General features: G+C 69.0%; 23 protein-coding genes and 1 riboswitch. Of the genes, 12 read left to right on the top strand and 11 right to left on the bottom strand.

The annotated features are described in order from the left end of the window. Window positions 1-95: 95 nt before the first annotated feature. The 5 genes from ACP7BI_RS00005 to ACP7BI_RS00025 are packed head-to-tail and all read right to left on the bottom strand — an operon-like array spanning window position 96 to window position 6,948. Window positions 96-506, bottom strand: coding sequence for a hypothetical protein (locus ACP7BI_RS00005; RefSeq protein ID WP_425842687.1), 411 nt, complete (start codon window positions 504-506; stop codon window positions 96-98). Next, complete coding sequence (locus ACP7BI_RS00010; protein WP_425842689.1) at window positions 503-1,336, bottom strand: hypothetical protein; 834 nt, start codon at window positions 1,334-1,336, stop codon at window positions 503-505. The genes ACP7BI_RS00005 and ACP7BI_RS00010 overlap by 4 nt, the downstream gene beginning before the upstream one ends. Before the next feature lie 50 nt (window positions 1,337-1,386). Beyond that, on the bottom strand, window positions 1,387-3,312 hold the full coding sequence (locus ACP7BI_RS00015) for a hypothetical protein (RefSeq protein WP_425842691.1): 1,926 nt from the start codon (window positions 3,310-3,312) through the stop codon (window positions 1,387-1,389). Further along, window positions 3,309-4,343 carry a PD-(D/E)XK motif protein gene (locus ACP7BI_RS00020; RefSeq protein ID WP_425842693.1) on the bottom strand — a complete coding sequence of 345 codons (1,035 nt, stop codon included), beginning with the start codon at window positions 4,341-4,343 and terminating at the stop codon, window positions 3,309-3,311. The genes ACP7BI_RS00015 and ACP7BI_RS00020 overlap by 4 nt, the downstream gene beginning before the upstream one ends. Next, window positions 4,291-6,948 carry a Z1 domain-containing protein gene (locus ACP7BI_RS00025; RefSeq protein ID WP_425842695.1) on the bottom strand — a complete coding sequence of 886 codons (2,658 nt, stop codon included), beginning with the start codon at window positions 6,946-6,948 and terminating at the stop codon, window positions 4,291-4,293. The genes ACP7BI_RS00020 and ACP7BI_RS00025 overlap by 53 nt, the downstream gene beginning before the upstream one ends. Window positions 6,949-7,199: 251 nt before the next feature. On the opposite strand from ACP7BI_RS00025, the gene ACP7BI_RS00030 reads away from it, so the two are divergent. Then, window positions 7,200-7,577 carry a very short patch repair endonuclease gene (locus ACP7BI_RS00030; RefSeq protein WP_425842697.1) on the top strand — a complete coding sequence of 126 codons (378 nt, stop codon included), beginning with the start codon at window positions 7,200-7,202 and terminating at the stop codon, window positions 7,575-7,577. A gap of 311 nt (window positions 7,578-7,888) precedes the next feature. On the opposite strand, the gene ACP7BI_RS00035 is transcribed toward ACP7BI_RS00030, so the two are convergent. Together ACP7BI_RS00035 and ACP7BI_RS00040 are read right to left on the bottom strand one after the other, a co-directional pair. Next, the gene (locus tag ACP7BI_RS00035; RefSeq protein WP_425842699.1) at window positions 7,889-9,271 is read right to left on the bottom strand and encodes an LLM class flavin-dependent oxidoreductase; all 1,383 of its coding nucleotides are present in this window, start codon (window positions 9,269-9,271) and stop codon (window positions 7,889-7,891) included. Continuing rightward, window positions 9,268-10,665, bottom strand: a complete 1,398-nt coding sequence (locus tag ACP7BI_RS00040) for an MFS transporter (RefSeq protein WP_425842701.1) — start codon at window positions 10,663-10,665, stop codon at window positions 9,268-9,270. Before ACP7BI_RS00040 ends, ACP7BI_RS00035 begins: the two co-directional genes overlap by 4 nt. Before the next feature lie 89 nt (window positions 10,666-10,754). Next, window positions 10,755-10,842: riboswitch (SAM riboswitch) on the bottom strand. Window positions 10,843-11,263: 421 nt separating this feature from the next. On the opposite strand from ACP7BI_RS00040, the gene ACP7BI_RS00045 reads away from it, so the two are divergent. Further along, the gene (locus ACP7BI_RS00045) at window positions 11,264-12,166 is read left to right on the top strand and encodes a CFI-box-CTERM domain-containing protein (RefSeq protein WP_425842703.1); all 903 of its coding nucleotides are present in this window, start codon (window positions 11,264-11,266) and stop codon (window positions 12,164-12,166) included. An 86-nt stretch (window positions 12,167-12,252) separates the two neighbouring features. On the opposite strand, the gene ACP7BI_RS00050 is transcribed toward ACP7BI_RS00045, so the two are convergent. Then, window positions 12,253-13,110 (bottom strand): ornithine cyclodeaminase, encoded by an 858-nt coding sequence (locus ACP7BI_RS00050; protein WP_425842705.1) that lies wholly within the window; start codon window positions 13,108-13,110, stop codon window positions 12,253-12,255. Here ACP7BI_RS00050 and ACP7BI_RS00055 point away from each other — a divergent pair. From ACP7BI_RS00055 to ACP7BI_RS00065, 3 genes are read left to right on the top strand one after another with little or no spacing between them, the layout of a single operon-like run. After that, window positions 13,091-13,399 (top strand): hypothetical protein, encoded by a 309-nt coding sequence (locus ACP7BI_RS00055; protein WP_425842707.1) that lies wholly within the window; start codon window positions 13,091-13,093, stop codon window positions 13,397-13,399. The genes ACP7BI_RS00050 and ACP7BI_RS00055 overlap by 20 nt on opposite strands. After that, window positions 13,396-13,650, top strand: a complete 255-nt coding sequence (locus ACP7BI_RS00060) for an addiction module protein (RefSeq protein WP_425842709.1) — start codon at window positions 13,396-13,398, stop codon at window positions 13,648-13,650. Before ACP7BI_RS00055 ends, ACP7BI_RS00060 begins: the two co-directional genes overlap by 4 nt. Continuing rightward, the gene (locus ACP7BI_RS00065; protein ID WP_425842711.1) at window positions 13,647-13,865 is read left to right on the top strand and encodes a hypothetical protein; all 219 of its coding nucleotides are present in this window, start codon (window positions 13,647-13,649) and stop codon (window positions 13,863-13,865) included. The genes ACP7BI_RS00060 and ACP7BI_RS00065 overlap by 4 nt, the downstream gene beginning before the upstream one ends. A 142-nt stretch (window positions 13,866-14,007) precedes the next feature. Here the strand turns inward: ACP7BI_RS00065 and ACP7BI_RS00070 are convergent, their stop codons facing one another. Further along, the gene (locus tag ACP7BI_RS00070) at window positions 14,008-15,777 is read right to left on the bottom strand and encodes an NERD domain-containing protein (protein ID WP_425842713.1); all 1,770 of its coding nucleotides are present in this window, start codon (window positions 15,775-15,777) and stop codon (window positions 14,008-14,010) included. Window positions 15,778-15,865: 88 nt separating this feature from the next. Between ACP7BI_RS00070 and ACP7BI_RS00075 the strand changes: the two genes are divergently transcribed. The 5 genes from ACP7BI_RS00075 (at window position 15,866) to ACP7BI_RS00095 (ending at window position 21,554) form a co-directional block, all read left to right on the top strand. Beyond that, window positions 15,866-16,762, top strand: coding sequence for a LysR family transcriptional regulator (locus ACP7BI_RS00075; RefSeq protein WP_425842715.1), 897 nt, complete (start codon window positions 15,866-15,868; stop codon window positions 16,760-16,762). A gap of 108 nt (window positions 16,763-16,870) precedes the next feature. After that, the gene (locus ACP7BI_RS00080; RefSeq protein ID WP_425842717.1) at window positions 16,871-18,169 is read left to right on the top strand and encodes an aspartate aminotransferase family protein; all 1,299 of its coding nucleotides are present in this window, start codon (window positions 16,871-16,873) and stop codon (window positions 18,167-18,169) included. After that, a complete protein-coding gene (locus ACP7BI_RS00085) occupies window positions 18,166-19,644 on the top strand; it encodes an NAD-dependent succinate-semialdehyde dehydrogenase (protein ID WP_425842719.1) in 1,479 nt (492 codons plus the stop codon). The genes ACP7BI_RS00080 and ACP7BI_RS00085 overlap by 4 nt, the downstream gene beginning before the upstream one ends. Before the next feature lie 19 nt (window positions 19,645-19,663). After that, entirely contained in the window at window positions 19,664-20,785 is a 1,122-nt protein-coding gene (ald, locus tag ACP7BI_RS00090) for an alanine dehydrogenase (protein WP_425842721.1), read from the top strand. Between the two features lie 184 nt (window positions 20,786-20,969). Beyond that, window positions 20,970-21,554: a helix-turn-helix domain-containing protein gene (locus ACP7BI_RS00095; protein WP_425842723.1), complete on the top strand. Its 585-nt coding sequence runs from the start codon at window positions 20,970-20,972 to the stop codon at window positions 21,552-21,554. A gap of 63 nt (window positions 21,555-21,617) precedes the next feature. Here the strand turns inward: ACP7BI_RS00095 and ACP7BI_RS00100 are convergent, their stop codons facing one another. Next, entirely contained in the window at window positions 21,618-22,097 is a 480-nt protein-coding gene (locus tag ACP7BI_RS00100) for a DUF6880 family protein (protein ID WP_425842725.1), read from the bottom strand. A 153-nt stretch (window positions 22,098-22,250) separates the two neighbouring features. Between ACP7BI_RS00100 and ACP7BI_RS00105 the strand changes: the two genes are divergently transcribed. After that, window positions 22,251-22,457, top strand: a complete 207-nt coding sequence (locus tag ACP7BI_RS00105; protein ID WP_425842727.1) for a hypothetical protein — start codon at window positions 22,251-22,253, stop codon at window positions 22,455-22,457. Window positions 22,458-22,463: 6 nt separating this feature from the next. On the opposite strand, the gene ACP7BI_RS00110 is transcribed toward ACP7BI_RS00105, so the two are convergent. Next, window positions 22,464-22,835 (bottom strand): MerR family transcriptional regulator, encoded by a 372-nt coding sequence (locus ACP7BI_RS00110; protein WP_425842729.1) that lies wholly within the window; start codon window positions 22,833-22,835, stop codon window positions 22,464-22,466. Between the two features lie 146 nt (window positions 22,836-22,981). Between ACP7BI_RS00110 and ACP7BI_RS00115 the strand changes: the two genes are divergently transcribed. Then, window positions 22,982-24,496 carry a SulP family inorganic anion transporter gene (locus tag ACP7BI_RS00115; protein ID WP_425842731.1) on the top strand — a complete coding sequence of 505 codons (1,515 nt, stop codon included), beginning with the start codon at window positions 22,982-22,984 and terminating at the stop codon, window positions 24,494-24,496. The last annotated feature ends 2 nt before the right edge of the window (window positions 24,497-24,498 follow it).

Below are 24,498 nucleotides of genomic sequence, written 5' to 3' on the forward strand. Positions count from 1 at the left end.
CGTTGAGCACGTCGAGGTCTTTCGGACGGTGAGTGTAGGAACTTCCATCCTGGAAGACCTCGACCCCTATCCCCGAACCGACGCGACCCGAACGTCTACACCGTCAACTGCGAAGAGCCGAGAAAGTGCCACATGCCGTCGTGCGCGGCCTCGGCTAGCGTCAGTCCCCGGAACTCTTCGCGAATGGCTTGGACTAGCGCCTGGTCGAATGCCTGATTAGCCTCCTGACTCTTGTCGTGCAACAGGGCCGCGGCAGACCGAGTGCGGTGCTGGAAGGCTCCGATCCGCAACGCTGTCTCCCCGGTGACCAGCGGGGACAGCGGGGGCAGGGTCGCGCCGGAGGAGCGCACGATGGACTCCAGCGTTGCTGCGGCTGCCGCCTTGTCGGTCGCGGAGATGGTTGCGCTGACGAAGCCGTTGTCCGCTCTCTTCCTTCGCCAGGCGTCTTCGAGCGCAACACGAGCCGCGCCCTCCACCAGCCGGGGGAATCCGAGCAGCGCATTCATCGGAACCGACCAATCTCCGCGTCGATCCTCAGATCGAATAGCGGTCGCTCGTCGCGATACATCCTCAGTCCCTCCTCGGCGTCCACGCCGGAGATCGCGGCAAGCAACGACTTGACATGCGATCCGAGTGAGCCTGCTTCGAAGCTGTGCGACAGCTGCTCCTCAATGTCGAACTCCGACAGCAGCTGGTGAAGCAGGTTGCGCGCGATGAACGCGTCGAGGAGCGGGACGACGTGCGGCAGCACCACATCCTCCCCCTCGGTCAGCGCTCGAACCGTCGGGTGTTTGGCATTCAGCTCGAGGAGGAACGCGCTTCCGAGGGGGGAAGCGAGGTCCGGGTTGAGGAGCTGGAAGCGCCATGGCGCGTGCTCGGGCCGCTCGCGGCCGCTGAACTCGAGGGCGATGACGGGTAGCTGCGCTCCGGTGCCCTCGAGCCTGAGCGTCCGGCCTTCCTCCCAGACGATCGCCTGCGGAGCGCGCGGAGCGAAACCGTCGTTCGAGCGGATCCCCGGAGACGAGACCGTGATCACGGCACGCAGTTCGAGCGTTCCTCCGAGGAGATGACCAGGGATGCTCGCGCGGACGATGGTGAGGCCGGTGACGACGCGCACGGCTTCAGACGCGCCGTGGCGTCTTGTCGCGTCCGAAGCCCAGAGGATTGCTGCCGATAACGTCGCAGTTGCATGGAGGCCGAGGCGCTCGCGAGCCGCGTCGAGATCCAGCAGCAGCTCGATGCTGATCTCGACGCCTTCGGCGGGCGTCCAATCCGGGTCGCGCTCGGGGAGGGCGCCTGCTGGCGCGCCGCCGGCGGCGTAGGTCCAGCTTGTCACCGCTGCGTCTGTCTGTCGAAGGGTTCTGAACCCGCGCGAGACGGAGGATCTCATGTACCCGGCGCCTTTCCACGTTCGCCTTCGACCAGCTCGATGTCGATCGCGATCGCGACCGCGTCTTCGACGCGAACGACAACGGCGGCTCGTTTGCCGATCGCGTCCTGGACGCGCGGCGGTTCAACGGTCGCGGTAGCGCCCTCCAGCCGCCAGCCGATTACCAAGGGCGCGACAGATCCGGCCGGGGCGGTCTTCTCAACCTCTCCGTTGCCCACGATCGTCCGGGGTGTCGCACTGAGCCGCATTGGAGCCGTGGGCGCTCTCCCTTCGACCGTGAATTCGAACGTGATGTCAGTGAAGCCGTCCACCACGCGCGCGAAGTCCTGCTCGTCGCCGATCACTACGTGAACCCCCGGTTTTTGAGCTCCCGGCCGCCCCCGATTTCGCGCGCCAGGGGAGGCGCTGGCTGACGGGGCTTCGGTCTCAAGGGCGGCGGTGCCGGACCAGCCGGTGAGATGTGCGCCGAGCATCCGTGACAGTCGCGAGATCCCATGCGTCGAAGCACCTGAGACGGCTGCCCGTCGCTCGAAGGTGGGCGGTCGTGTCGCGTCGCGAATCGCCTTCAAGGTGCTTCGGATCAGATGGCTGCCTGCTTGCGGGATCCAGGCGTCGTGTGCCACCGGCTCGCTGTCTCTGAACTCGGTCTCGTGGACCTCGCTGGCGACGAAGGCGCCATGGACAGTGACGGTGGGGTCGTCACCGCCCCTCACCTCGTGGTACGCCACGACGAACAATGGCGTGGGCCGGATCAGCGCGACGCGATCGCCGAGATAAGGTTGCCGTGCTCCGCGCTCGCCATCGTTGTCGTCTGGGCTCGCCGCATGCTGGGCGCGTTCGAAGTGGCTACGGAAGGCGAGGATCCCGGCAGGGGCCTCGCCCTTGCGGGAGCTCGCGATCGGTACCACCGACACCCCGTGTTCATCGCCATCGATGCCCAGCTTTCGCTGTTCGATAGCCAAGAAGGACTCTGCGTAGGCAGCCAAGTCGCGATCCGTCCTTGGGTCGGGAATCTCGAGCACAAGGTCATCCGTCGCGAAGGTGAAGTCGATCGACCGGCGTGCGCCGCCTGTCCGGGTCGCGCGCACAAGATGGGGCCACGCCCATCGCATTGCGGCGTCGCGAAGCTCCTCAACGAGTTGCGCATTTGATCGTTGCTCTGCGCCAGCAGGTTCCAGGACGACGAGTGTCGTCCCGGTCTGGTCATCGGCTGGACGGGTGATGCCGAGGAAGTCGGCGACCTGCACTGCATCCGCGCCGACCAACGGTTCGACGTGTTCGCCGATGCTCGGGTCGTCGACCTTGATCCCCCAGAAGTGGCGGCCGGTGTACTCGATGCCGTCACGCGGGAACGAGTCTCCTCGCGCGACGACGATGAGGCGGGCTTCGACATCGTTGCCTATGGCGGCCTGAGAGTACACGACGACCGTTCGAACCGAGCTCGCTTGGAACAGCACTGCCTTGCCAATGCCATACGCGCCGCCCGAGGTGCTTTGATCGTCACCGGATCTGCCAAAGTTGCGCACCAGTGACCGGAACCGAGAAGGGTCGCCCTTCGCGATGGCGACATCGGCGCGGGTTGGACCGTCCAGGCCGAGCGTCCCCTCGTCCGCGACTTCCAGGACGTCGATCGAGCCGGCTTCGTCGAGCAGGGATTCGAGCGGGCCGTGTCCTCGGGCGTCGCTGCCCAGCACCGATTCGCGGAGAAACCTGGACCGTTCGACGCTGAGCGTGCGGGCGATCATCTTGAACGAGATGGGCCCGTCCTCGGTCTTCCGAGCGTCCCAGGAGTTCTGAAGCGTCTCGCGGAGCACCGGATCCCATTCCCGCAACGCCACTGGCCCGAATGCGCGGTTCAGGGACTCAGCCGTTGCTCCGCCAGCTGGAGAGAACCTCTCGGCTACGTGGGACAGCGTCGTCATGGCGTCGCCAAGGAGGTGGCGAGCAGCGATGCTTCCGGACCTTCAAAGCCGTCAATCGGCCCGAAGTCGATGGAGTACGAAACCCGCTTCAGATCCTCCGCGTGCGCCTCGTCCGGCAGGTACGACTTGGAGATCCTGGGCATCGTATCGTCCACCTCCCTCGCTTTGCAGCGGAGAACCGCGAAGCGGTCGGTGTACGACGGGGCGTGCGCCTCGAAATAGCCGCACGCTTCTAGCTTCTCCCGGATCCTCAGGCGCGAAAACCCGCGCCGCTCGAGGGCGCTGATCGCCTCCGGCAGAGTCTCGCCGTCGGCGCGAGCCTCGAGCTGCTCAGCGTAGAGAATGAGCGCCCGCCCGTCGTCCGTGGACAACTGCTCAAGCCCGTGGACCGTGATGTCGAAGGACTCGCGAGCTGTCGTCGCCTTGACCTCGACATCCCCTGTCTCGAAGGAGAAGTCGTGCTGAGAGCTTGGGCCGCCTCGGTGCCAGGCTTCGAGGGGATCCGTCGCCCCTGCGTCTGCAAGCGCCGCGAGGAGATGGAGCTCGGCGAGCAACCCGACTTGCTCGTTTAGGGAGAGTAGATCACGACCGGCTGCCTTGAACATCTCGCGCCAACGATCGACGGTCTTCCGCGCGACAATGGCGGTAGTCGCGGTGAGGTCGCTCTTGGCGGTGTCGACGAGGTCGTCGATCATGGAAGCGAAGGCGGCCTCCATCTCGCGATTGCGGAGGCGGATCATGAGCGCCCTCTGCGACTCGAATCCCGCGTAGGCGCGAACCTCGACCGCGAATCCCTTCGCGTTGAGCTCCTCGTGGAAGTCGGTCTCGGCCGGTACCTCGACGTAGAACGCCGGCGTTCCGTCGGCCTCGAGCACCCAACCCGAGGTTCGGCCGTCATCAACCAGCTCCGTGCGGCTGAGATGCGCGCCGGGATGATCGACGGCACGGAGCCGTAGCATGTCGAAGGTATCCCTGCTCTCACCCATGGCCGCCGCCCTCCGCTTCCTGTAGCGCTGCACCGTCGAAGTCATCCGCATCGAGCATCTCTCGCTCGGCCTCCTCCGTCTCATCGACCGCGACCGAATCGCGGTCGGGCAGATCCGCCGCGATGTACTCGACGAGAGACTCAGCGCCACTGGCTTCCGGGAAGAACAGCGCCAAGCCGACGACGTCTGCCCTCGCGCCGAGATCGAACCGGTGCTTCGCCCCTGCCTTGGTTTTCGAATCCTTGTCGATCACGTAGACCACTAGCAGCCCGTTCGTGTGCCCGTTGGCGGTCTTCCACGCCAGCATCCGGCTGTCGAGCTTGTCCGCCGTATCGCTGCCGCCGAGCTCTTCGGGCACCTCGGACGGATCCACATCGATCAGCCGGTCGCCACCACTGACGAGGGCGCCGATGTTCGCATCCTCGGCGTTGCCTCCTGGATCGCGTCGGGTTCGCTGCACGAGCTGGATGGTGCCCGCATCCCCAAAGATCCGCTCTCTCGCGGATGAACCGGTCGTGAAGACCACGCTCCAGTAGTTGAGGCCCGCTGACGGGTCGTTCGTCGCCGCGTTCTCGAGGCGGATGTATTCGATCAGACGTTCCGGCACGAATACGCGTGCATCGGCGACCTGTTGGTAGCGCTCGAGGAACCGGATCACCTCGTCTGCGGGCACGTCACGGTAGACGATGTTCTTCCGGACGAGCGAATGCTCGGCGCCCGACCGCAACAGTCTGTCGGCGAACTCGTCGAGCGCGGCAAGGTTCGAGTTCAGCGCCGCCGCGTCTGTCGTCGGGAACACGGTCGTCTGGACGAATGAGCCGCTGTAGGAGACGGCCACCTTCTTCCCGCGGTTGCGGTTGGCGGCGACGACGTCCATCTGCGGGTGAGTGCGGATGCGAACAGCTGCTTCGATCGGTCGCACCTCGCCTTTGCCGTACTTGCGGATCTCGTCTCGGATCTCCAGCTCAATCAGCGAGAGATGCCTAAACCACTCGTAGGCGCCGTCCGGCATCCAAACCCGCGGAAGATCTTCGTACCCTTCCCGGTATCCGAACCACCTTCCCATCTGCAGCAGTGAGTCGTACGACTTCGACGTCCGCAGGAAGTACGAGGAGACTAAGCCCTCGAGCGTCAGCCCTCGAGACATGGTGTTGCCGCCCACGACGATCACCGTCTCCGGAGAGTCGCCGTAGCTGAGCCGGTCTTGTGAACGGTAGTTGTCGACCACTACTCGAGTCGTCCCGAGGACGTCGGAGATCGCTGAGAGGACCGCCTCGAACTGCAGTGGCTCGTGTCCGTAAAGCCGCGCGGGCAGGCGCTCAGACTCTTCGACCCACTGACGCTCGAGCTCGTCAAGAAGATCGAGGTCTTCCGCGACGAAGCGGCCGCGGAGCGCATGCAGCGAGTCTGTGATCGCCGCAGCCGTCGTGAAATGGTCGTTCGCGAGGGTCGAGACATTGAAGAGCATCGTCGAGTGCTTGATTTCTCCGGATCGGGCGCGTCTCGCGGCGGTCGCCAGGACGAACCACCTAATCGCCGCTTCGAACGAGGATCCCTCGAAGGTGTCGGGCCTCGAGGCGTCGCGAACCGCCTCGGCCTCGGCGTCAGCGACCGTGCGCACGACGTCGAGTTCCGTCGCGTCGTCCGCGGTGCCTTTGCCGAACATCGCTCGCGTACCAAAATAGCCGTCCGGCTCTTCGAGCGAAATGATGAAGTCTTTCGGGTAGAGGTCCTCCGCATCCTTCGCGTTCATCAGCAGGTTCGCGAACGGGGTGGCCGTGTATGCGACGTATGTCACTCGCGTGTGGTCGTGGACGATCTGTCGCAGCAATCGGTTGATCGTCGACAGCCGTCCATGCCCGCGGGCCGTGTTCGGCGTCGCCTGGTCGGCCTCATCATCGATGATGAGGATGGGCGTCTTCCTCTCGACGTGGGGGCTGGCGCTCTCTAGCCACTGCTTGAGGCGCCTGAGGCGTGCAGGATTCTTCTTGACTACCGCGTAGGCAGGCTTGTCGCCGACGAGATCTTGGTCGGCCTTCCAGAACGCCTGGAAGTCGCGCTCTGGGGTGGTTAACATTCGCCAGTGCTTCCCGTCGCCGAAACCGCTCTCGTCGATCCTGTTCTGCGTTTGCTGGCGCAGGCTGTCAGTGAGTCCCGAGAGGACGATCACGAGCTTGTACCCAACGTCCGCAGCTTTCGCGGCAAGCGCCATGAAGCTCGTGGTCTTGCCGCTCTGGACATATCCGAGCACCAGCCCGAGCCGGTTGAACTCTGCCAAGGTTGGATTGCCGCACGACGCAAGGATGCGATCCGCGGCCTCACCAACTCGTCGCACGGTGGCCGCGTCGGGCAGCTTCTCCGACAGCACCGACTCCAGCGCGGCGTAGCGTGGGCCTGGCGGATTCTGGGGGATGTACCAGCTCTCAAGCTGGCTGTCGACTACTGCGTCATCCGCGTTGAACCCCTGGACTTGATTGGCGGCTTCCTGAAAGGCCAACTTCATCGCGAGCGCAGCTTCACGTCCGAACTTGGTTTCGAGCGCGCGAACCGCCTCGGCCTGGTTCCCGTATCGGTTGACCTGGAACGCGAAGTACTCGACCCAGTCGGGCTCGGACAGGACGAACCCGCCCAATCCTCCGGATACTGACATCGTTGTGCCTCCTGGAATCGTCTCGCCGCGCAGAGCGCAGATCATGGAAGGGTGCTGGGTCGCCCCCCGTACCATTGCACTGAATCTATAGCGTCTGGGTGACGTGCCCAGCGCTCGGTCGTGGTGCCGCGACAGTCTGGCTACTGGAGTCGACGTCGATGGGAGACTCGTACGGTGAGTAAGGCGGCGGCGCAGTGCGTCAAGACGTGACGCAACATAGCTGGGCCTCCAGCTCTGCAGTTGCCGCAACCATGCGCGGCAACACGCGACGCGACACAGCGCCGGAGATTGCGGTCCGACGGCTCTTGCACGCGGCCGGTTTGCGCTATCGAGTCGATTTTCCTGCGCTGTCCTCGGATAGGCGGCGGCGGGCCGACATCGTCTTCACGCGGCGTCGGGTGGTGGTGTTCATCGACGGATGCTTCTGGCACGGTTGCCCGGAGCACTTCATCGCACCGAAGGCGAACGCCGCCTACTGGGGACCAAAGATCGCGCGTAACATCGCGCGAGACGTTGACACGAATGAGCGCCTGGAGGCGGAGGGCTGGAGGGTACTGCGGTTCTGGGAGCACGAGGATCCGAAAGCGGTCGCGGTTGCTATCACTGCGGAGGTGCGCGCGAGAAGCTAGAGCCGAGGCTCCTGCCTTGCAACATCGGTGCTGATGGAACGGTGGCGGCTGGATCAAGTCGTGGGAGCTCGTGAACACCTTGGGGTGCCTGGTCGCTCGGGTCGCGCCCACTCGGGCGCGTCGAGGTACGCGCGCGGTCCCCGTCACACCGTTGCCGTCCCGTCGAAGCGCACGACGGGCAGCGTCCGGTTTCGTCAGAGGGCAGTGGATGGGATCAGGCCGCCCGCATCGTCGGGCCGTCCGTCGGCGGCCTCGAGCCGTTGAACGGCCGGCGCTACCCGCCTGCGGGCTCGCCGGCCGTCCCCCGAGATCTAGCCCGCCACAGTCTCGCGGAAACGTGCCCCCAGATGATCGGCCGGCAGCTGCGGGCCAGCGCCGGTTAGCGCCTCCCGTAGCGTGAGCCCCCTCGGCTCGTCGCCCGCCTCAGGCAATAGCCCGCGCTGCCGCAGCTCCGGCGTCACGAGGTCGACGAAGCGCTCGATGTCGGCCGGCCGCACCGCCGCCGTGATGTTGAAGCCGTCGACCCCCGACTCCTCGCGCCAGCGCTCCAGCTCGTCGACGACCGTGGTGGGGGAGCCGACGATCACCGGGCCGCGGCCGCCGATCGCGACGAACTCGGCGAGGTCGCGCACCGTCCACTTCCGGCCTGTCGAGAGCGTCGTGAACGACGCGAGGGCAGAGTGGTTCGCCTCGGTCTGCACGTGCTCGAGCGTCGCATCCGGGTCGAGCCCTGAGAGGTCGACCCCCGTCCAGCCGCCGAAGAGCGCGAGCGCGCCCTCGATGTCGACGTGCTGCCGATACTCCTCGAGCCGCGCCTGCGCCTCCTCGTCGGTCTCGGCGACGATGACGGTCGCGATCGTCAGGATCTTCACCGCATCCGCCGACCGGCCCCGCTCGACGAGCCCCTCGCGCACGCCGTCGACCCAGCGCCGCACGAGCTGCGGCGTCGACCCCGAGAAGAAGATCGCTTCGGCGTGGTCGAGCGAGAATGCCTGCCCGCGGCTCGACGCGCCTGCCTGGAAGAGGTAGGGCGTGCCCTGCGGCCCCGGGTGCGCGAGGGCGTAGCCCGGCACCGTGAACCACTCGCCCTCGTGCCCGATCGGGTGCACCTTGTCGGGGTCGACCCAGACGCCCGAATCCCTGTCGGCGACCACCGCATCCGGCTCGAACGAGCCCTCGAAGAGCTTGTACATGACCTGCATGTACTCGTCGGCGCGGTCGTAGCGCACGTCGTGCGGCAGCTGCTTGTCGTAGCCGAGGTTGCGCGCCGCGGAGTCCTGGTAGGAGGTGACGATGTTCCACGCGATGCGGCCACCGGTGAAGTGGTCGAGCGTCGTCAGCGTGCGCGCGAGCAGGTAGGGCGACTCGTAGGTGACCGACGCCGTGACGCCGAAGCCGAGCCGCTCGGTGACCGCAGCCATCGCCGGCACGGCGACGAGCGGGTCGAGCACCGGGTACTGCACGCCGCCGCGAGCGGTCGCGTCGATGCCGTCGCCGTAGACGTCGTAGACGCCCGGGATGTCGGCGAGGAACAGCGCCGAGAAGCCGCCGCGCTCGAGCGTCTTGGCGAGCTCCGTCCAGTAGCCGAGCTTGTCGAAGTCGCGCGCTTGCGACTCCGGATGCCGCCAGAGGCCCGGCGACTGATGGTTGGGCACGAGCATCTCGAAGGCGCTCAGCAGCAGCGGTCGGGTCATCGGTCGGTCCTCTCGGTCGCCGCGAGCACGGGCTCGGCGTCGGTCAGGGTGGTCTCGGGGTCGGAATCAGGGCGGATGCGCTCGGTCGCGCCATGCAGGTCGCCCAGGTCGGTGCCGGGCCGGTCGCGCGCGGGGTCGGCGGCGAACAGGGCCGCGACGATCGAGAGCGCCGCGAGCACCGACAGGTAGCCGGCGATGAGCCAGGGCTCGTTGCCGCCTGCGGAGTAGAGCAGCGCGGCGATCATCGGCATCAGGCCGCCGCCGAGCACGGAGCCGATCTGGTAGCCGAGGCTCACGCCGGAGTAGCGCACGTGCACCGGAAACTGCTCGGCGAACCACGCGGCCTGCGGCCCGTAGACCGAGTCGTGCGCGATGTTGACGCCGATCGCGACGACGAGCGGCAGCAGCGCGAGCGGGCCGGCGTCGAGGAAGGCGAAGAGCGCCCAGCCGAAGACGCCGATGGCCGCGTAGCCGAAGATCGAGACGCGGCGGCGGCCGACGCGGTCGGAGAGCCAGCTCCAGAGCGGCGTCGCGACGAGCCCGAGCGCCGAGGCGATCATGACGGCGGTGACGCCGGAGGTCGTGTCGCCGCGCTCGCTCGAGAGGTAGCTGAGCATGTAGACGGTGATGAGGAAGTAGACGGCGTTCTGGCCGAGGCGCAGCCCGATCGTGATGAGCAGCGGGCGCCGGTGGTTGCGCAGCAGCTCGGCGACCGGGGCGCGGGTGACGCCGGTCGAGCGGTGCTCCTCGAACTCGGGTGCGTCCTCGACGCCGAGCCGGATCCACAGCCCGAAGGCGACGAGCGCCGCCGAGATGAGGAACGGGATCCGCCAGCCGAAGTCGGTGAACTGCTCAGCGCTCAGCACCTGCTGCACGATGAAGAAGGCACCGGTCGCGAGCAGCATGCCCGCGGAGGAGCCGAGCTGCGTGAACGAACCGAAGAGCCCGCGGTGCCTGGCGGGTGCGTGCTCGACGCTCAGCAGCGCCGAGCCGCCCCACTCGGCACCCGCCGAGAGGCCCTGCAGCACTCGCATCACGATGAGCCCGGCGACCGCCCACCAGCCGATCGCCGAGAAGTTCGGCAGCAGTCCGATGATCGTGGTCGCGACGCCCATGAGCAGCAGCGAGGCGACGAGCAGCGACTTGCGGCCGATGCGGTCGCCGAGGTGGCCGGCGATGATGCCCCCGAGCGGCCGCACCACGATGCCGACGGCGAGCGTCGCGAACGACGCGATCGTGCCGGCGAGCGCGCTGCCCTCGGGGAAGAACTGCGTGCTGAAGATGAGGGCGGATGCGGTGCCGTAGAGGTAGAAGTCGTACCACTCGATCGTGGTCCCGACGAAGGAGGAGGCGAGCACGCGTCGTCGTTGCCGGCTTCGGTCTGTCGTGGTCATGCGGTCGTCCTCTCGTGACCCGAGGAACCGCGTCCGGGCACGCGCAGCGGGCTCGGTCGATGCCGGCCTCGGCCGGTCTCGATGCGGGAGATCCATCGGTCCTGGCCGAAGCACCCGCGCGATCACGGGTTGCTGCGGCGTCGTCGAGCCAGGTCTCTCGGCCGCTCTGGATGGTGTGCTCTCAACGTAGGAGCGCGGAGCGGCGAGCGCACGGGTGGCCCGTCACGGTCGGTAACAGAGCGGATGCGCTCTCATCGCGTAGAGCATGCTCCTGCTTTGCCACTCGGCGGGGGAATCACGCGTCGGTGTCGACCCTGCGCTGTGATACCCGGCCTGCTCGGCCATCCCCCGGATCCGCTGAGGCGATTACGACAAGATCTCGGCATGCCACCGCCAGCTTAGGATTGCGTATGGTGATGGCGCCTTGTTCGGATCCTGCCGTGCCCCGACGTCGCCTCTCCGTATAACAGAGTCGGGGTTGGCAGCGGCCACGAGTCGCAGCAAGGCAGCTCTGTATAGCCAGAGAAGGTCGCTTCGCAGATCGCACGGATTCCGATAGGTTCGATCCTGTGTCGAGCGGCTCCCGGATGCACGACAAATGGCTCAAGAGCGGGGTACCGGAATGACACAAGATCCGACGATCGAAGCGCTCAAGGAACTCATCCGAAGCTTCGTCGCAGAGCTCGACTCCCCGACGATGCCATACGTTGGTGAAGGTCTGCAGGACACTGCATACCTAACGGAGATGTCCAGCAGCGACCGCATTGCGGGCAAGGCCGGTGTTCTCATCGGTTCAACCGCTTATGATGTGTCGAGGAGCACGGAGCTGCGATGGGAAGCCACCGCGCTGAAGCGGAGCGGTCGCTACGTAACCGCTGCCGAGAAGATCATCGAGTCCTTCCGGCTGGAAGGCCACTACAACCTTCTTAACCTGCGCAATCTCTGGAAGGTGGCGCTCGTTGGCGGCGATGCGCAAGGCGCTCTTGCAATCATCCGAAAGACGATGTCGACCTACGAACGCTTCGGGACCGCACAACGTCACGAGCAGTTGCCGCACCCGCCGCACGAGGACCTGGCGGACGTTCTGGAGGCGCTCCGAACAGAGCAATCCTTCCGGTCGCGGGTGCAGGAGTTCTCGGGCAACCCGACGTACTCGTTGCCGCGCCCTTTCGCAGCAATCAAGGCCGAGGCAATGCGGGATCAAGCGCCGGGACGGTCTGCAGGAGTGCCTGTTCAGCCGGAGAAGCCGTCGGGCGCTTGCTACGTCGCGACAGCGGTTTACGGCAATTACGACGCGCCTGAGGTGGTGGTGCTTCGCACCTTCAGGGATGAGCGACTGCGACCCACCGCTGTTGGTCGAGCGTTCATCCGCGTTTACTACCGGCTCAGTCCGGCCCTTGCGCGGCACCTGCCGAAGATGCCGACGGTGAGCGCAGGCATCCGTATGTTCCTCGATTCTCTTGTGACTCGACTTGTGGCTGGCCCGCGCGACCCGCAGTGATGGGGCGCGCAGCCACGCGCAGTCAGCGACCGAGGCCGGACCAATCTCCGCGCGTCGGGACTGGCACTGGTAGAGAAGAGCCTCGATCAGACCAGGACGGGCGCCCCGATCATCCCGTAGAGGTCTTTCGGGTCCTCGGGCTCGGTGATGAGGTCGATCGGCTCTGAGTAGCGCGTCGCGGCCGTCGCCTTCTGCACGTAGCGGAGCGCCGTGAAGTCCTCGATCGCGAAGCCGACCGAGTCGAAGACCGTCACCTGCTCGCTCGAGGTGCGCCCCGCATCCGCCCCCGTGATCACGCGCCAGAGCTCGGTGACGGGGGAGTCGGCGGGCAGCAGCTGGATCTCGCCCTCGATGCGCGTCTGCGGCTCGTGCTCGACGAAGACGCTGTGGGGGCGCACGATCTCGAGGTCGAGCTCGGTCTTGCCGGGGCAGTCGCCGCCGATCGCGTTGAGGTGCGCTCCGGCCGGCACCTCGTCGACGCGCAGCACCGTCGCGTTCTGCTTGTCGGCCGTGCAGGTCGTGATGACGTCGGCGTCGCGCACCGCGTCGGCCGCGGATGCCTCGATCGAGACCTCGAAGCCGAGCTGGCGGAGGTGCCGGGCGGCCGTCTCGGCGGTGCGGCCGTCGACGTCGAATAGGCGAAGCCGGGTGACGCCGGGCAGCTGGGAGCGGACTGCGAGCGCCTGGAACACCGCTTGCGAACCGGCGCCGATCATGCCCATCCGCGTGCTGTCGGGCCGCGCGAGGTGCTTCGCCGCGAGCCCCGATACCGCCGCCGTGCGGAGCGCCGTGAGGATCGTCATCTCCGACAGGAGCGTCGGATAGCCGGTCATGACGTCGGCGAGCACGCCGAACGCCGTAACGGTCTGGAAGCCGCGCGACGGGTTCGACGGGTGGCCGTTGACGTACTTGAAGCCGTAGGCGGTGCCGTCGCTCGTCGGCATGAGCTCGATGACGCCGAGCGGCGAATGGCTCGCGACGAGGCTCGCGCTCGAACTGTTCCCAACGGCGGAAGTCGGTTTCGCGCTCGTCGACGAGGTCGGTGATGATGCGCTCGGGACCGGTCTCGCGGATCCACGCGCGCATGTTCGCGACGCTGACGAAGCGCAACCTGTTCCTTCCCTTGCTCAGCTGCGCGGCTCGACGACCGCGCGGTCGTGCGGCAGCGTGCGCCGCAGCTCGGCGCCGTCCTCGCGGATGACGACGAGGTCGCGGCTTACACTCGAGGCATGACCTTGGCGGAGCTGATCCGGGCGGCGCGTGAGCTCTCACCCGCTGACCGTGTCAAGCTCGCGGACGAGGTCATCGCTGATCTCGAAGAGAGCACTGAGGACAGCCCGCGGATGGCTGAGGCTTGGCACGCGGAGCTCCGCCTCCGCATCGCGGAGATCGAGGACTCTCGAGTCGAGCTCGTCGACGGACGCGAGACGATGCGGCTCGCCCGCGCGCGGATCGCTTCGCGTCGTGCGCAAGCGGACATGTGACGCTGTCCGACTGGAGTGAGCATCCTGCCGCGCGCGCCGAGCTGCTCGCGGCTGCGGATCGACTGCCGATCGAGGTCGCCTCCATGCTGATCGACGCCGCCGAGCGGCGGTGGAAGACGTGCCTGCTCGCCCCGACGCTTGGCCCGCTTTCGCGACCGCGACCGCGGACACGAACGCGACGATTCGACGCCGCCGCATCAGGCCGTTCCGCATGAGCGTCGTCTCCGTCGTCGCCGACCAGCGAGTTCGCGTGCTCGCATACGCGCACGAGCGGCGCGAGCCGAGGTACTGGGCGAGCAGGGTCGAAGACTCCACTTGAACGACGTGGCCGGCATCATCTCGTCGGCCTTGCACCGCTCAGCGCTGCAGTGGGGCCCGCCCGGCGATCTCGTCGAGACTCGTCAGCACGACGAGCCGCTCTGTCGCGCGCGTCGCACCGATGTAGAGGAGGTCGTGCCAGCGCGGGCTCGTGCCGTCGACATCCGTGAGCACGACCGCGGGCGCCTCGAGCCCCTTGAAGGCGTGGACGGTGCCCCACGGGGTGCCGTTGGCGTCCCCGTCGTGGCTCGCCAGCGCATCCGCCACCGCACCCGTCGCGCGACTGGCCGCCGATGCTCGGCGCGGGGAGAGGATGAGGATCTCGCGCGGATTCCAGCCGTCTTCCCAGAGCGCCATGAGCGCGCTCGCGAGCTGCTCCTGCTGCTCCGCCTCGGTGCCGTAGCGCAGGATCGTGAGCGGGAGGTCGTCCGGCTCCTCCTCGGCGTCGCGATCGAAGCCGATGTAGAGCTCGTCGTCGAGCAGCTCCTCGATGAGCTCGGCCAGCTGCGGCGTCTGGCGCACGTTGCTCGTGAGCGTCATGGTGGCGGCGTCGGGGATGCGCTGGGCGAAAGGGCTCGGTCTCGATACGCCCGACTGTGTCGGGCTACTCGACCCACGGGGTGGTTGTGTCGGGCTACTCGACGCACGGGTGGGTTGCGGCGTGTAGATGTCCTGCCGCGTGAAGTCGCCGGCGAGCACGACGCGGGCGCCGGCGAGGCCGCCCACGAGCAGGCTGTCGAGCACCTCGAGCGTCGAGTCGCGCGCGAGGTCCTGCGCCTCGTCGGCGACGAGGCACGTGAACGGCGGCTCGAAGCCCGGCGCGCGCGTCACGGCGAGCACGGCGTCGGGCAGCGTGCCGTTCCACCAGTCGTCGCCCGCATCGTCCGGCGGCGTGAGCCCCGCGGACGCGAGCATGAGCTGATGCACGCGCGCGACCGTCACTTCGCCGCGATCGCGCAGCCGGTGCTGCAGGTCAGCCTCGAGCCTGCGGTTGAAGCACGTGAGCAGCACGCGCTCCTCGCGGTTCGCGGCCAGCAGCGCCGCCCGCACCGCGACGTTCGTCTTGCCCGTGCCGGCCGGACCGGTGACGAGCAGCCGCGGGCTCGCCCCGAAGTACTGCAGCGCCCGCTCCTGCCGCTCGGTCGCCTCGCGCAGGTCGCGCTCGCGCTGCTCGCGCCGCTCGTCCATCGCCCGCGCCCACGAGATCGACGGCTGCAGCGCCTGCCGCGCCTCGGCGATGTCCTCGTCGTCGGGCCGGCCGGGCTGGTAGGCGGGCACTCGCCGCTCGAGCTCGCGCCGTCCGTGCCGCAGCACGCCGACGATGCGCTGCACGAGCCGGGATGCGTCGAGGTCGGCACGCGAGAGCGTCTCGTTCGCGGGCACGTCGATGCGCGCCTCGAGCTGATCGACGAGCTCGCCGCCGCGCATCGGGAACCACACGGCTTGCCAGATCGGGTACGGCGGCACGTACGCGCGCCGCTCGATCCACTTGCGGATGCTGCGCGAGTTGTCCCACACCTGGTCGTAGGGGGAGCGGGGCGTCGGCTCCTGGCCACCGAGCCGCCACAAGCCGTCGTCACCCACCTCGACGCGCTCGTGCGACTTCACCTCGACCACGAGCATCCCCTCGCCCGGGATGACGAGCACGAAGTCGGCCTCACCCTCGACCTGCGTCTCGTGGTGGCGGATGGGCAGGCCGTGCCAGACGATCCAGTCGGCGGTGCCGGGGTGGTCGCGGAGCGCCTCGAACACCTTGGCCTCGCCGGGCGGCGTGCCTGGGCGGATCAAGCCGGGGATCATCGTGGCCATGGGCTCAACGTAGCCGGGCGCCGGGCCGACCCTGCGCGCGACGGTCCGCGGCAGTGGAGCGCCCGCGACCGCGGCATAGGCTTCGATCGTGCTCGACCTCACGCGACTGCTCATGCTGCGGGCCGTGGCACTGCACGGGAGCATCACTGCGGCCGCGCGCGAGCTCTCCTACAGCCACTCCGCGATCTCGCAGCAGCTCTCGCTGCTCGAGCGCGAGACGGGCGCCGTGCTGCTCGAGCGCGTCGGCCGCACCGCGCGGCTGACGCCCGTCGGCCACGCGCTCGTGCAGAACACCGAGGCGGTGCTCGCCGCGCTCGAGCACGCCGAGGCCGAGCTCGCCGCAGCTCGCGAGCAGCCGCGCGGCGTCATCACCGTCGCGGTCTACACCTCGATCGGCCGGATCGTCATGCCGACGGCGCTGCAGCGGCTCGCCGAGGAGCACCCGGGGCTCGACGTGCGGCTGCGCCGCGCCGACCCCGAGGAGGCGGTGCTGCGCCTCGTCTCGCGGCAGGTCGACGCGGTCGTGACCGACACCTTCCCCGGCACGCAGCTGAGCCCGACCGGCGCGATCGAAGCCTCGGTCATCGGCCGCGACCCCGTGCGCGGCTACCTGCCCGAGCGTTTCGCCGACGCGTCGTTCCACGACATGCGAGGGATGCCGTGGGTCATGGAGCGCCGCGAGGCCCCGTCGACCGCGTGGGCGATGCGCGTCTGCCGCGAGCTCGGGCTCGAGCCGCTCGTCGCCCACGAGTCCTCCGACCTGCTCTTCCACTTGCGGCTCGTCGAGGCTGGCCTCGCGGCGGCGTTCCTGCCCGACCTCGTCGTGCGGGAGGCGGGCTCCGCGCTCGAGCCGAGCCCGCTGCTGCCCGCGAACGAGGAGCGCGACATCCTCTTCCTCGTCCGCCCGGGCGCCGGCGCGCATCCGTGGTTCGGCGTCGTGCGCGACGCGATCGCGGCGGCGCTCGCGGATCGTCAGCAGAGGTGACGATCGATCGTCGGAAAGGGTCGCTGTACCTGACGCTTGACGAGCCCTAGCGTGGGGGTGCGCGCCCGCTCGAGGCGCGCGACCCACGTCTGCGATGAAGGAGATGCGATGACGCTCACCGATGCCCACGCCGCCACGGACACCGCGCGAGTGCTCGACGCGCCCGCGCTGTGGTCGGCGCAGGCGCACATGCCCTCGGTCCTCGGCCGCCAGCTGGTCATCGACCGCGGCGAGGGCTCGTACGTCTTCACGACCGAGGGGCAGCGGCTCTTCGACGGCACCGCGGGCCTGTGGCACGCGAACGTCGGCCACGCGCACCCCGAGCTCGCCCGCGCCGCATTCGAGCAGATGCAGCGGCTCGAGACCTACCACATCTTCGCCCGCTACTCGAACGACAAGGCGCTCGAGCTCGGCGAGCGGCTCGCCGCCCTCGCGCCGATCGAGCGCGCGAAGGTCATCCTCAACTCCGGCGGCTCCGACGCGATCGACGTCGCGTGCAAGCTCGCCCGCCGCCACTGGCAGCAGCAGGGCCGCCCGACGAAGCAGATCATCCTCAGCCGCGAGCACGCGTACCACGGCCTCCACGCCTACGGCACGAGCATCGCGGGCCTGCCCTTCAACCGCGAGGGCTACGGCACCGAGTCGCTCGTGCCCGAGACGGCGCGCGTCTCCTTCGACGACCTCGCGCAGGTCGAGGAGACGATCGAGCGCATCGGCGCCGACCGCATCGCGGCGATCGTCGCCGAGCCCGTGCAGGGCACCGGCGGCGTCAACCCGCCCGAGCCCGGCTACCTCGAGGGCCTGCAGCGACTCGCGCGCGAGCACGACATCCTGCTCGTGCTCGACGAGGTCATCACGGGCTTCGGCCGCACGGGTGAGATGTTCGCCGCGCAGCGCTACGGAATCGAGCCCGACCTCGTCACCTTCGCGAAGGGCGTCACCTCGGGCTACGCGCCGCTCGGCGGCGTGCTCGTCGCGCCGCGGCTGTGGGAGCCGTTCTACGTGGATGCGTCCGAGACGCCCGTCTTCCGGCACGGCGCCACCTACGCGGGCCACGCGACCGCGGCCGCCGTCGCGCTCGCGAACCTCGACATCCTCGAGCGCGACGGGCTCGTGCCGCGCGTCCGGGAGCTCGAGGACGTGCTGCGCGCCGAGCTCCACGCGCTGCAGGAGCGCCAGGAGGCCGTCGTCGACGTGCGCGTCGCCGGCTTCCTCGGCGGCATCACGCTCGGCGAGCACCTCGTGGCCGAGCGCGTCACCGACCGCCTCGTCGACCTCGGCTTCATCTCGCGTCCGCTGCGCGGCAACACGCTGCAGCTCAGCCCGCCGTTCATCGTGAGCGACCGCGAGGTCGTCGACTACGTCGCCGCCATCGAGCAGGCCATCGTCGAGGAGGCCGGCCGATGAGCGCTGTCGCCACCGACGCGCTCATCGCGCACGACGCATCCGCCGTCGCCACCGCCGACGCGGTGATCGCGGGCCTCGACCTGCCCGCCGAGGGCATCGGGGTCGACGACCCCGCCACCGGTGAGCGCATCGCGCACATCGCCGACATCGACGTCGACGGCGCCCTGCTGGTCGTCGAGACGGCGGATGCGGCGGGTCGCGCCTGGGCGCGCACGACCCCGCGGGAGCGCGCGAACGTGCTGCACGCGTGGCACGCGCTGCTCGTCGAGCACACCGAGGAGCTCGCGCACCTCATCTCGCGCGAGATGGGCAAGCCGCTCGCGGAGGCGCGCGGCGAGGTGAAGTACGGCAGCGACTTCGTGCGCTGGTACGCCGAGGAGGCCGTGCGCCCCGCGGGCGGGTTCCGCGATGCGCCCGACGGCGGCGCGAGCATCCTCACCAGGCGTGCGCCCGTGGGGCTCTCGGTGCTCATCACGCCGTGGAACTTCCCGCTCGCGATGGCGACCCGCAAGATCGCGCCCGCGCTCGCCGCCGGCTGCGCCGCGGTCGTGAAGCCCGCGACCGCGACCCCGCTCACGACGATCTTCGCCGTGCAGCTCGCCGTGCGGGCGGGCGTGCCCGCCGACCTCGTGCAGGTCGTCACCACGTCGAGCTCGTCGCGCTTCAGCGAGGCGGTGCTCGGCGACCCGCGCGTGCGGAAGGTGTCGTTCACCGGCTCGACCGAGGTGGGCCGCACGCTCATGCGGCTCGCGTCCGACAGCGTCCTGCGCTCATCGATGGAGCTCGGCGGCAACGCGCCGTTCCTCGTCTTCGACGACGCCGACCTCGAGCGCGCGATCGACGGCGCCTTCGCTGCGAAGCTGCGGAACGGCGGCCAGTCGTGCATCGGCGCGAACCGCTTCTTCGTGCAGGACAGCATCGCCGACGCCTTCGCCGAGGGACTCGCCGAGCGCTTCCGCCAGGTGCGGGTCGGCGGCGGCCTCGGCGCCGGCACCGTGCTCGGCCCGCTCATCGACACCCGCGCGGTCGAGCAGATGGGCGCGTTCACGAGCGACGCCGTCGAGCGCGGCGCTTCGCTGCTCGCGGGCGGCGAGGCGCTCGGCGACGGCCGCTTCTTCGCGCCGACGGTGCTCGACCGGGTGCCGGCCGACGCCGACCTCGCCCTCGAGGAGATCTTCGGCCCGATCGCCGCGATCCAGCGGTTCTCGACCGAGGCGGAGGCGCTCGAGCGGGCGAACGACACCGAGTTCGGCCTCGCCGCCTACGTCTTCACCGAGAGCCTCGACCGAGCGCTCGACGTCGCCGACCGGCTCGAGAGCGGCATCGTCGGCATCAACCAGGGCGTGCCGTCGAACGCGGCAGCGCCGTTCGGCGGCGTGAAGCAGTCCGGCCTCGGCCGCGAGGGCGGCGCCGAGGGCCTCGAGGAGTACCAATCGGTGCGCTTCTACAACATCGCGCGACGCGCGAGCAGCTGAAGGACGAAAGGACGGGCGGATGCGCATCGCAGTCGTCAAGGAGATCAAGCCCGGTGAGGCGCGGGTCGGGCTCACGCCCGCCGGCGCCGAGGACCTCGTGCGCTCCGGGCATACCGTGCTCGTCGAGCGCAACGCGGGCGAGCTCGCGGGGTTCCCCGACGAGCAGTACCTCGCCGCGGGCGTCGAGCTCGTCTCGCGCGAGGAGGCGTGGGCGGGAGCGGAGCTGCTCGTCAAGGTGAAGGAGCCGACGCCTGCGGAGTACGGCTTCCTGCGCGACGACCTCGCGCTCTTCACCTACCTGCACCTCGCGGCCGACCGGCCGCTCACCGAGGCGCTGCTCGAGTCGGGGACGCTCGGCATCGCCTACGAGACCGTGAGCGACGGCGGCAGCCTGCCGCTGCTCGCTCCCATGAGCGAGATCGCCGGCAGCCTCGCGGCGCATGCCGCCGCCGCGCACCTCATGCGGCCCGCGGGCGGACCGGGCGTGCTGCTCGGCGGCGCCCCGGGCGTCGCGCCGGCCCGGGTGCTCATCATCGGCGGCGGCGCCGTCGGCACGCAGGCTGCGCAGCTGGCCCTCGGCATGCAGGCCGAGGTGACGGTGCTCGAGATGTCGCCCACGCGCATCCGCCAGCTCGACGCGCTGCTCGACGGGCGCGCCCGCGTGCTGATGTCGGATGTCGCGACGCTCGAGGCCGAGCTCGCACAGGCCGACGTCGTGATCGGCGCGGTGCTCGTGCCGGGCCGCGCGGCGCCGAAGGTCGTCTCGCGCGCGCAGCTCGCGCTGCTGAAGCCGAGCGCGCTGCTCATCGATGTGGCGATCGACCAGGGCGGCGCGTTCGAGACGTCGCACGCGACGACGTACGCCGACCCGACCTTCGAGGTCGACGGCATCCGCCACTACTGCGTCGCCAACATGCCGGGTGCGGTGCCGCAGACCGCGACGCGCGCCCTGTCGAACGCGACGCTGCCGTACGTCCGCCGCATCGCGCAGCAGGGAGCGGAAGCGGCGATCGCTGCCGACCGCATGCTCGCCGCGGGCGTGAACACTCGGGCCGGACGCATCGTGCACGCCGGGGTCGCCGAGGCCTTTCCGGACCTGCCCGCCGGGGATGCCGACGACCGGTCGCTCGCGCACGCGTAGCCGAACCTATCCGCGAGACCGACGGGCCGCCCAGCGCCGCACGGCGTTGGGCGGCTCGTCCTGTTGCGAGGACGGCCGTTCGGCGACACGTGCTCAGCCCTCGAGTCGCGGGGGTCACAGGAGCGTCGCTCCCCAGCGTCGCCCGGGGTGACCGTCTCTTTAAGCGGAACATATCATCGCGAATATGAAACCGTCGGTGCCCCTCCTCGCACCTCTGCTGCGCTCTGACACGCAAGGCAGGCTTCTCGCTGAGCTGTACCTGCACCCGGAGCGCGAGCGCTCGGTCACTGAGCTCGCGAGTGCGGCGGACACCGCCGTCGCGAACGCCTCGCGAGAGCTGGGGCGGATGGTCGACGCGGGCTTCCTGCTCGCGCGCACCGTGGGACGCAGCCGATTGCTGCGAGTCAACGAGGAGCATCCGCTCTACCGTCCTGTCGCCGAGATCCTCCGGTATGCGTACGGTCCCATCGCAGTGCTCGCGCCGCTCTTGCGGGGAGTCCCGGGGATCGATGAGGCGTACGTCTACGGCTCGTGGGCTGCCCGTCTCGTCGGCGAAGCGGGGCCCGACCCGCGCGATGTAGATGTGCTCATCGTCGGCGATGCGGTCGATCTCGCAGCGCTCGATGGCGTCGCGGAGACGGCTCGGAAACAGCTCGGTCGCGAAGTCCACCCGCGCGTGGTGTCCCGTCGCGCTTGGGGAGAGAAGACGGATCTCTTCCTGCGGCATCTGTACGATCGGCCGCTCGTGAGCATCCTGCCGGTGTACTGATGTCGTGATCTCTGGTGCCGTCGGGCGCGGGAGCGGACAGGAGCTCGCGTTGAACCGCGACGCTCACGGCAGACCCGCGCGGTCGAACTCCTGCTGCAGGTGGTCGTGCACGGCGAAGCGCTGGTCGATGCGCGCGATCCGCAATCGCTCGAACCAATGGGGCGCTGAGGGGTCGACCGTCTCGAGCGCTGGCCCGAAGCGCTCGCGCAGCTCGTGGATCCGCTCACGGTAGAGCCCCATGCCTCTGTCGCCGAGCGCGGGCGCGTACGCGACGGGATCGAGCTCGAAGTAGTCGACGTCGCCCTCGAGCTGGAACCGCATCATCCAGTCGACGCGCTTGCGAGGCGCGACGGATGCGGCGGCGGCGAGCTGGGGATGCAGTGCGAGGAGCCTGCGACACGCGTCGCCGATGATGCCGCTGGAATCGTCGGCCCGCGCGATCACCTTCACCGCGCTCGCGAGCGCCTTGTGTGCGACGGCGTAGGACTCGGCCGGATCGGTCGAGGGGAGCGCGGCCTCGAGGAGGTCGATCGCATCGTGCATCTGCTCGCCATGCTGGTCCCGGCGCTCCAGCGCCACAGCTCAGCGCGTGAGCGGATGAGCGGGAGGACGTCCTCGGCGAGCGCGGTCATGAAGTCCGTCGGCGACCCCAGCGCACGCCGCCGCGCTCGTCATCACGGCGGCTAGCCTCGACTCATGGACGAGTCGACGATCACCCCGGTAGAGCTGTCGCGCGAACTCGGCATGGATCGCAAGGGCAAGCAGATCCGCGGCTTCCTGCGCAACCCGACCGACGGCGGCGGCCCGTTCGAGGGCCACGAGATCGGCACCGAGTGGCACCTCACGCCCGAGCAGGCCGACCGCATCCGGAAGCACTTCACGCGCGCCCGCGCGGGGGAGTGAGCGCTCCTACGAGGGCCGGATGCGCTCGAGCAGCGCGTCGGCGTCCTGGAGCTGCCGGGCGAGCTTGTCGCGGCGGCGCTGCATCTCGTCGCGGAACCACGTCGCGCGCTCAGCGGGCAGCGCGCTGAGCGGATCGGCCGGTGCCGCCTCGATCGCGTCCGCGAGCTCGGCGAGCTCCTCGAGCGTGAAGCCGAAGGGCTTCATGCTCATGATGAGCCGCACGCGCTGCTCGTCGGCCTCGGAGTAGAGCCGGAAGCCGCCCTCGGTGCGACCCGACGCGAGCACGAGCCCGAGTTCGTCCCAGTGGCGCAACGAGCGCAGCGAGAGCCCGGTGCGCTGCGCGAGTTCACCGATGTGCATCGTGCCGTCGACCGTCATCTGATATCCCTCTTCAACTCTACCCTCACGTTAGGGTAGAGTCATCGGGTCGAGCACTCGACCCCGCGCTCCCATCCTCGCCCATCGGGCCCGGAGCGCCGCGCGCCGAAGCGCTCCGATCCGCCGCGGCACGCCCGCGCTGTCCCATGGAGTCTCCCGTGACCACCACCGCCCCCGTCGCCCGAGAGCGCTACCGCGACGACCCATCCGTCGCCACCGTGCTGAAGAGCCCGCGCCTCTTCACGCGCGAGGCGCTCGCCGGCCTCGTCGTCGCGCTCGCGCTCATCCCCGAGGCGATCTCGTTCTCGATCATCGCGGGCGTCGACCCGCGCGTCGGCCTCTTCTCGAGCTTCATCATGGCCGTCACGATCGCCTTCGTCGGCGGCCGCCCTGCGATGATCAGCGCCGCGACCGGCGCTGTCGCGCTCGTCATCGCGCCGATCATGCGCGAGCACGGCTTCGACTACTTCATCGCCACCGTGCTGCTCGCGGGCGCGCTGCAGATCCTGCTCGGCGTGCTGGGCGTCGCGAAGCTCATGCGCTTCATCCCGCGCAGCGTCATGGTCGGCTTCGTCAACGCGCTCGCGATCCTCATCTTCATCGCGCAGATCCCGCATCTGATCGACGTGCCGTGGCTCGTCTACCCGCTCGTCGCGGTCGGCATCCTCATCCTCGTGCTGCTGCCGAAGCTGCAGCGGGTCGTGCCGGCGCCGCTCGTCGCGATCGTGCTGCTCACCGCGGCGGTGCTCGTCTTCGGCTGGTTGGTGCCGAACGTCGCCGACCAGGGCGAGCTGCCGCGCAGCCTGCCGGAGCTCTTCATCCCGCAGGTGCCGGTCTCGCTCGAGACGCTCGGCATCATCGGCCCGACCGCGCTCGCGATGGCGCTCGTCGGACTCATGGAGTCGCTCATGACGGCGAAGCTCGTCGACGACGTCACCGACACCCGCTCCGACAAGACGCGCGAGTCTTGGGGCCAGGGCGTCGCCAACATCGCCTCCGGCATGTTCGGCGGCATGGGCGGCTGCGCCATGATCGGCCAGACGATGATCAACGTGAAGGCGTCGGGCGCCCGCTCGCGCGTCTCGACCTTCCTCGCGGGCGTCTTCTTGCTCATCCTCATCGTCGCGCTTGGCGACATCGTCGGCCTCATCCCGATGGCGGCGCTCGTCGCCGTCATGGTGATGGTGTCGGTCGGCACCTTCGACTGGCACAGCATCCGGCCGGCGACCCTGCGGCGCCTGCCGAAGTCGGAGACGCTCGTCATGCTCGTCACCGTCGCGGTCGTCGTCGCCACCCACAACCTCGCGATCGGCGTCATCGTCGGCGTCGTGACGGCGATGGTGCTCTTCGCCCGCCGCGTCGCGCACTTCGCGACCGTGACCCGGACGGCGACGGATGCGTCCGCGCACTACACGGTGGAGGGCGAGCTGTTCTTCGCCTCGTCGAACGACCTGACGACGCAGTTCTCCTACGTCGACGACCCGGAGCGCGTGGTCGTCGACCTCTCGCGCTCGCACATCTGGGATGCGTCCACCGTCGCCGCGCTCGATGCGATCGAGACGAAGTACGCGCGGCTCGGCAAGACCGTCGAGCTGCAGGGGCTCAACGCCGCGTCGACGAAGATGCACGGGCGGATGACGGGGCAGCTCGGGGGAGAGTGAGC

The organism is Agrococcus sp. TSP3-2-1 (assembly GCF_049897585.1).
GTDB lineage: Bacteria > Actinomycetota > Actinomycetes > Actinomycetales > Microbacteriaceae > Agrococcus.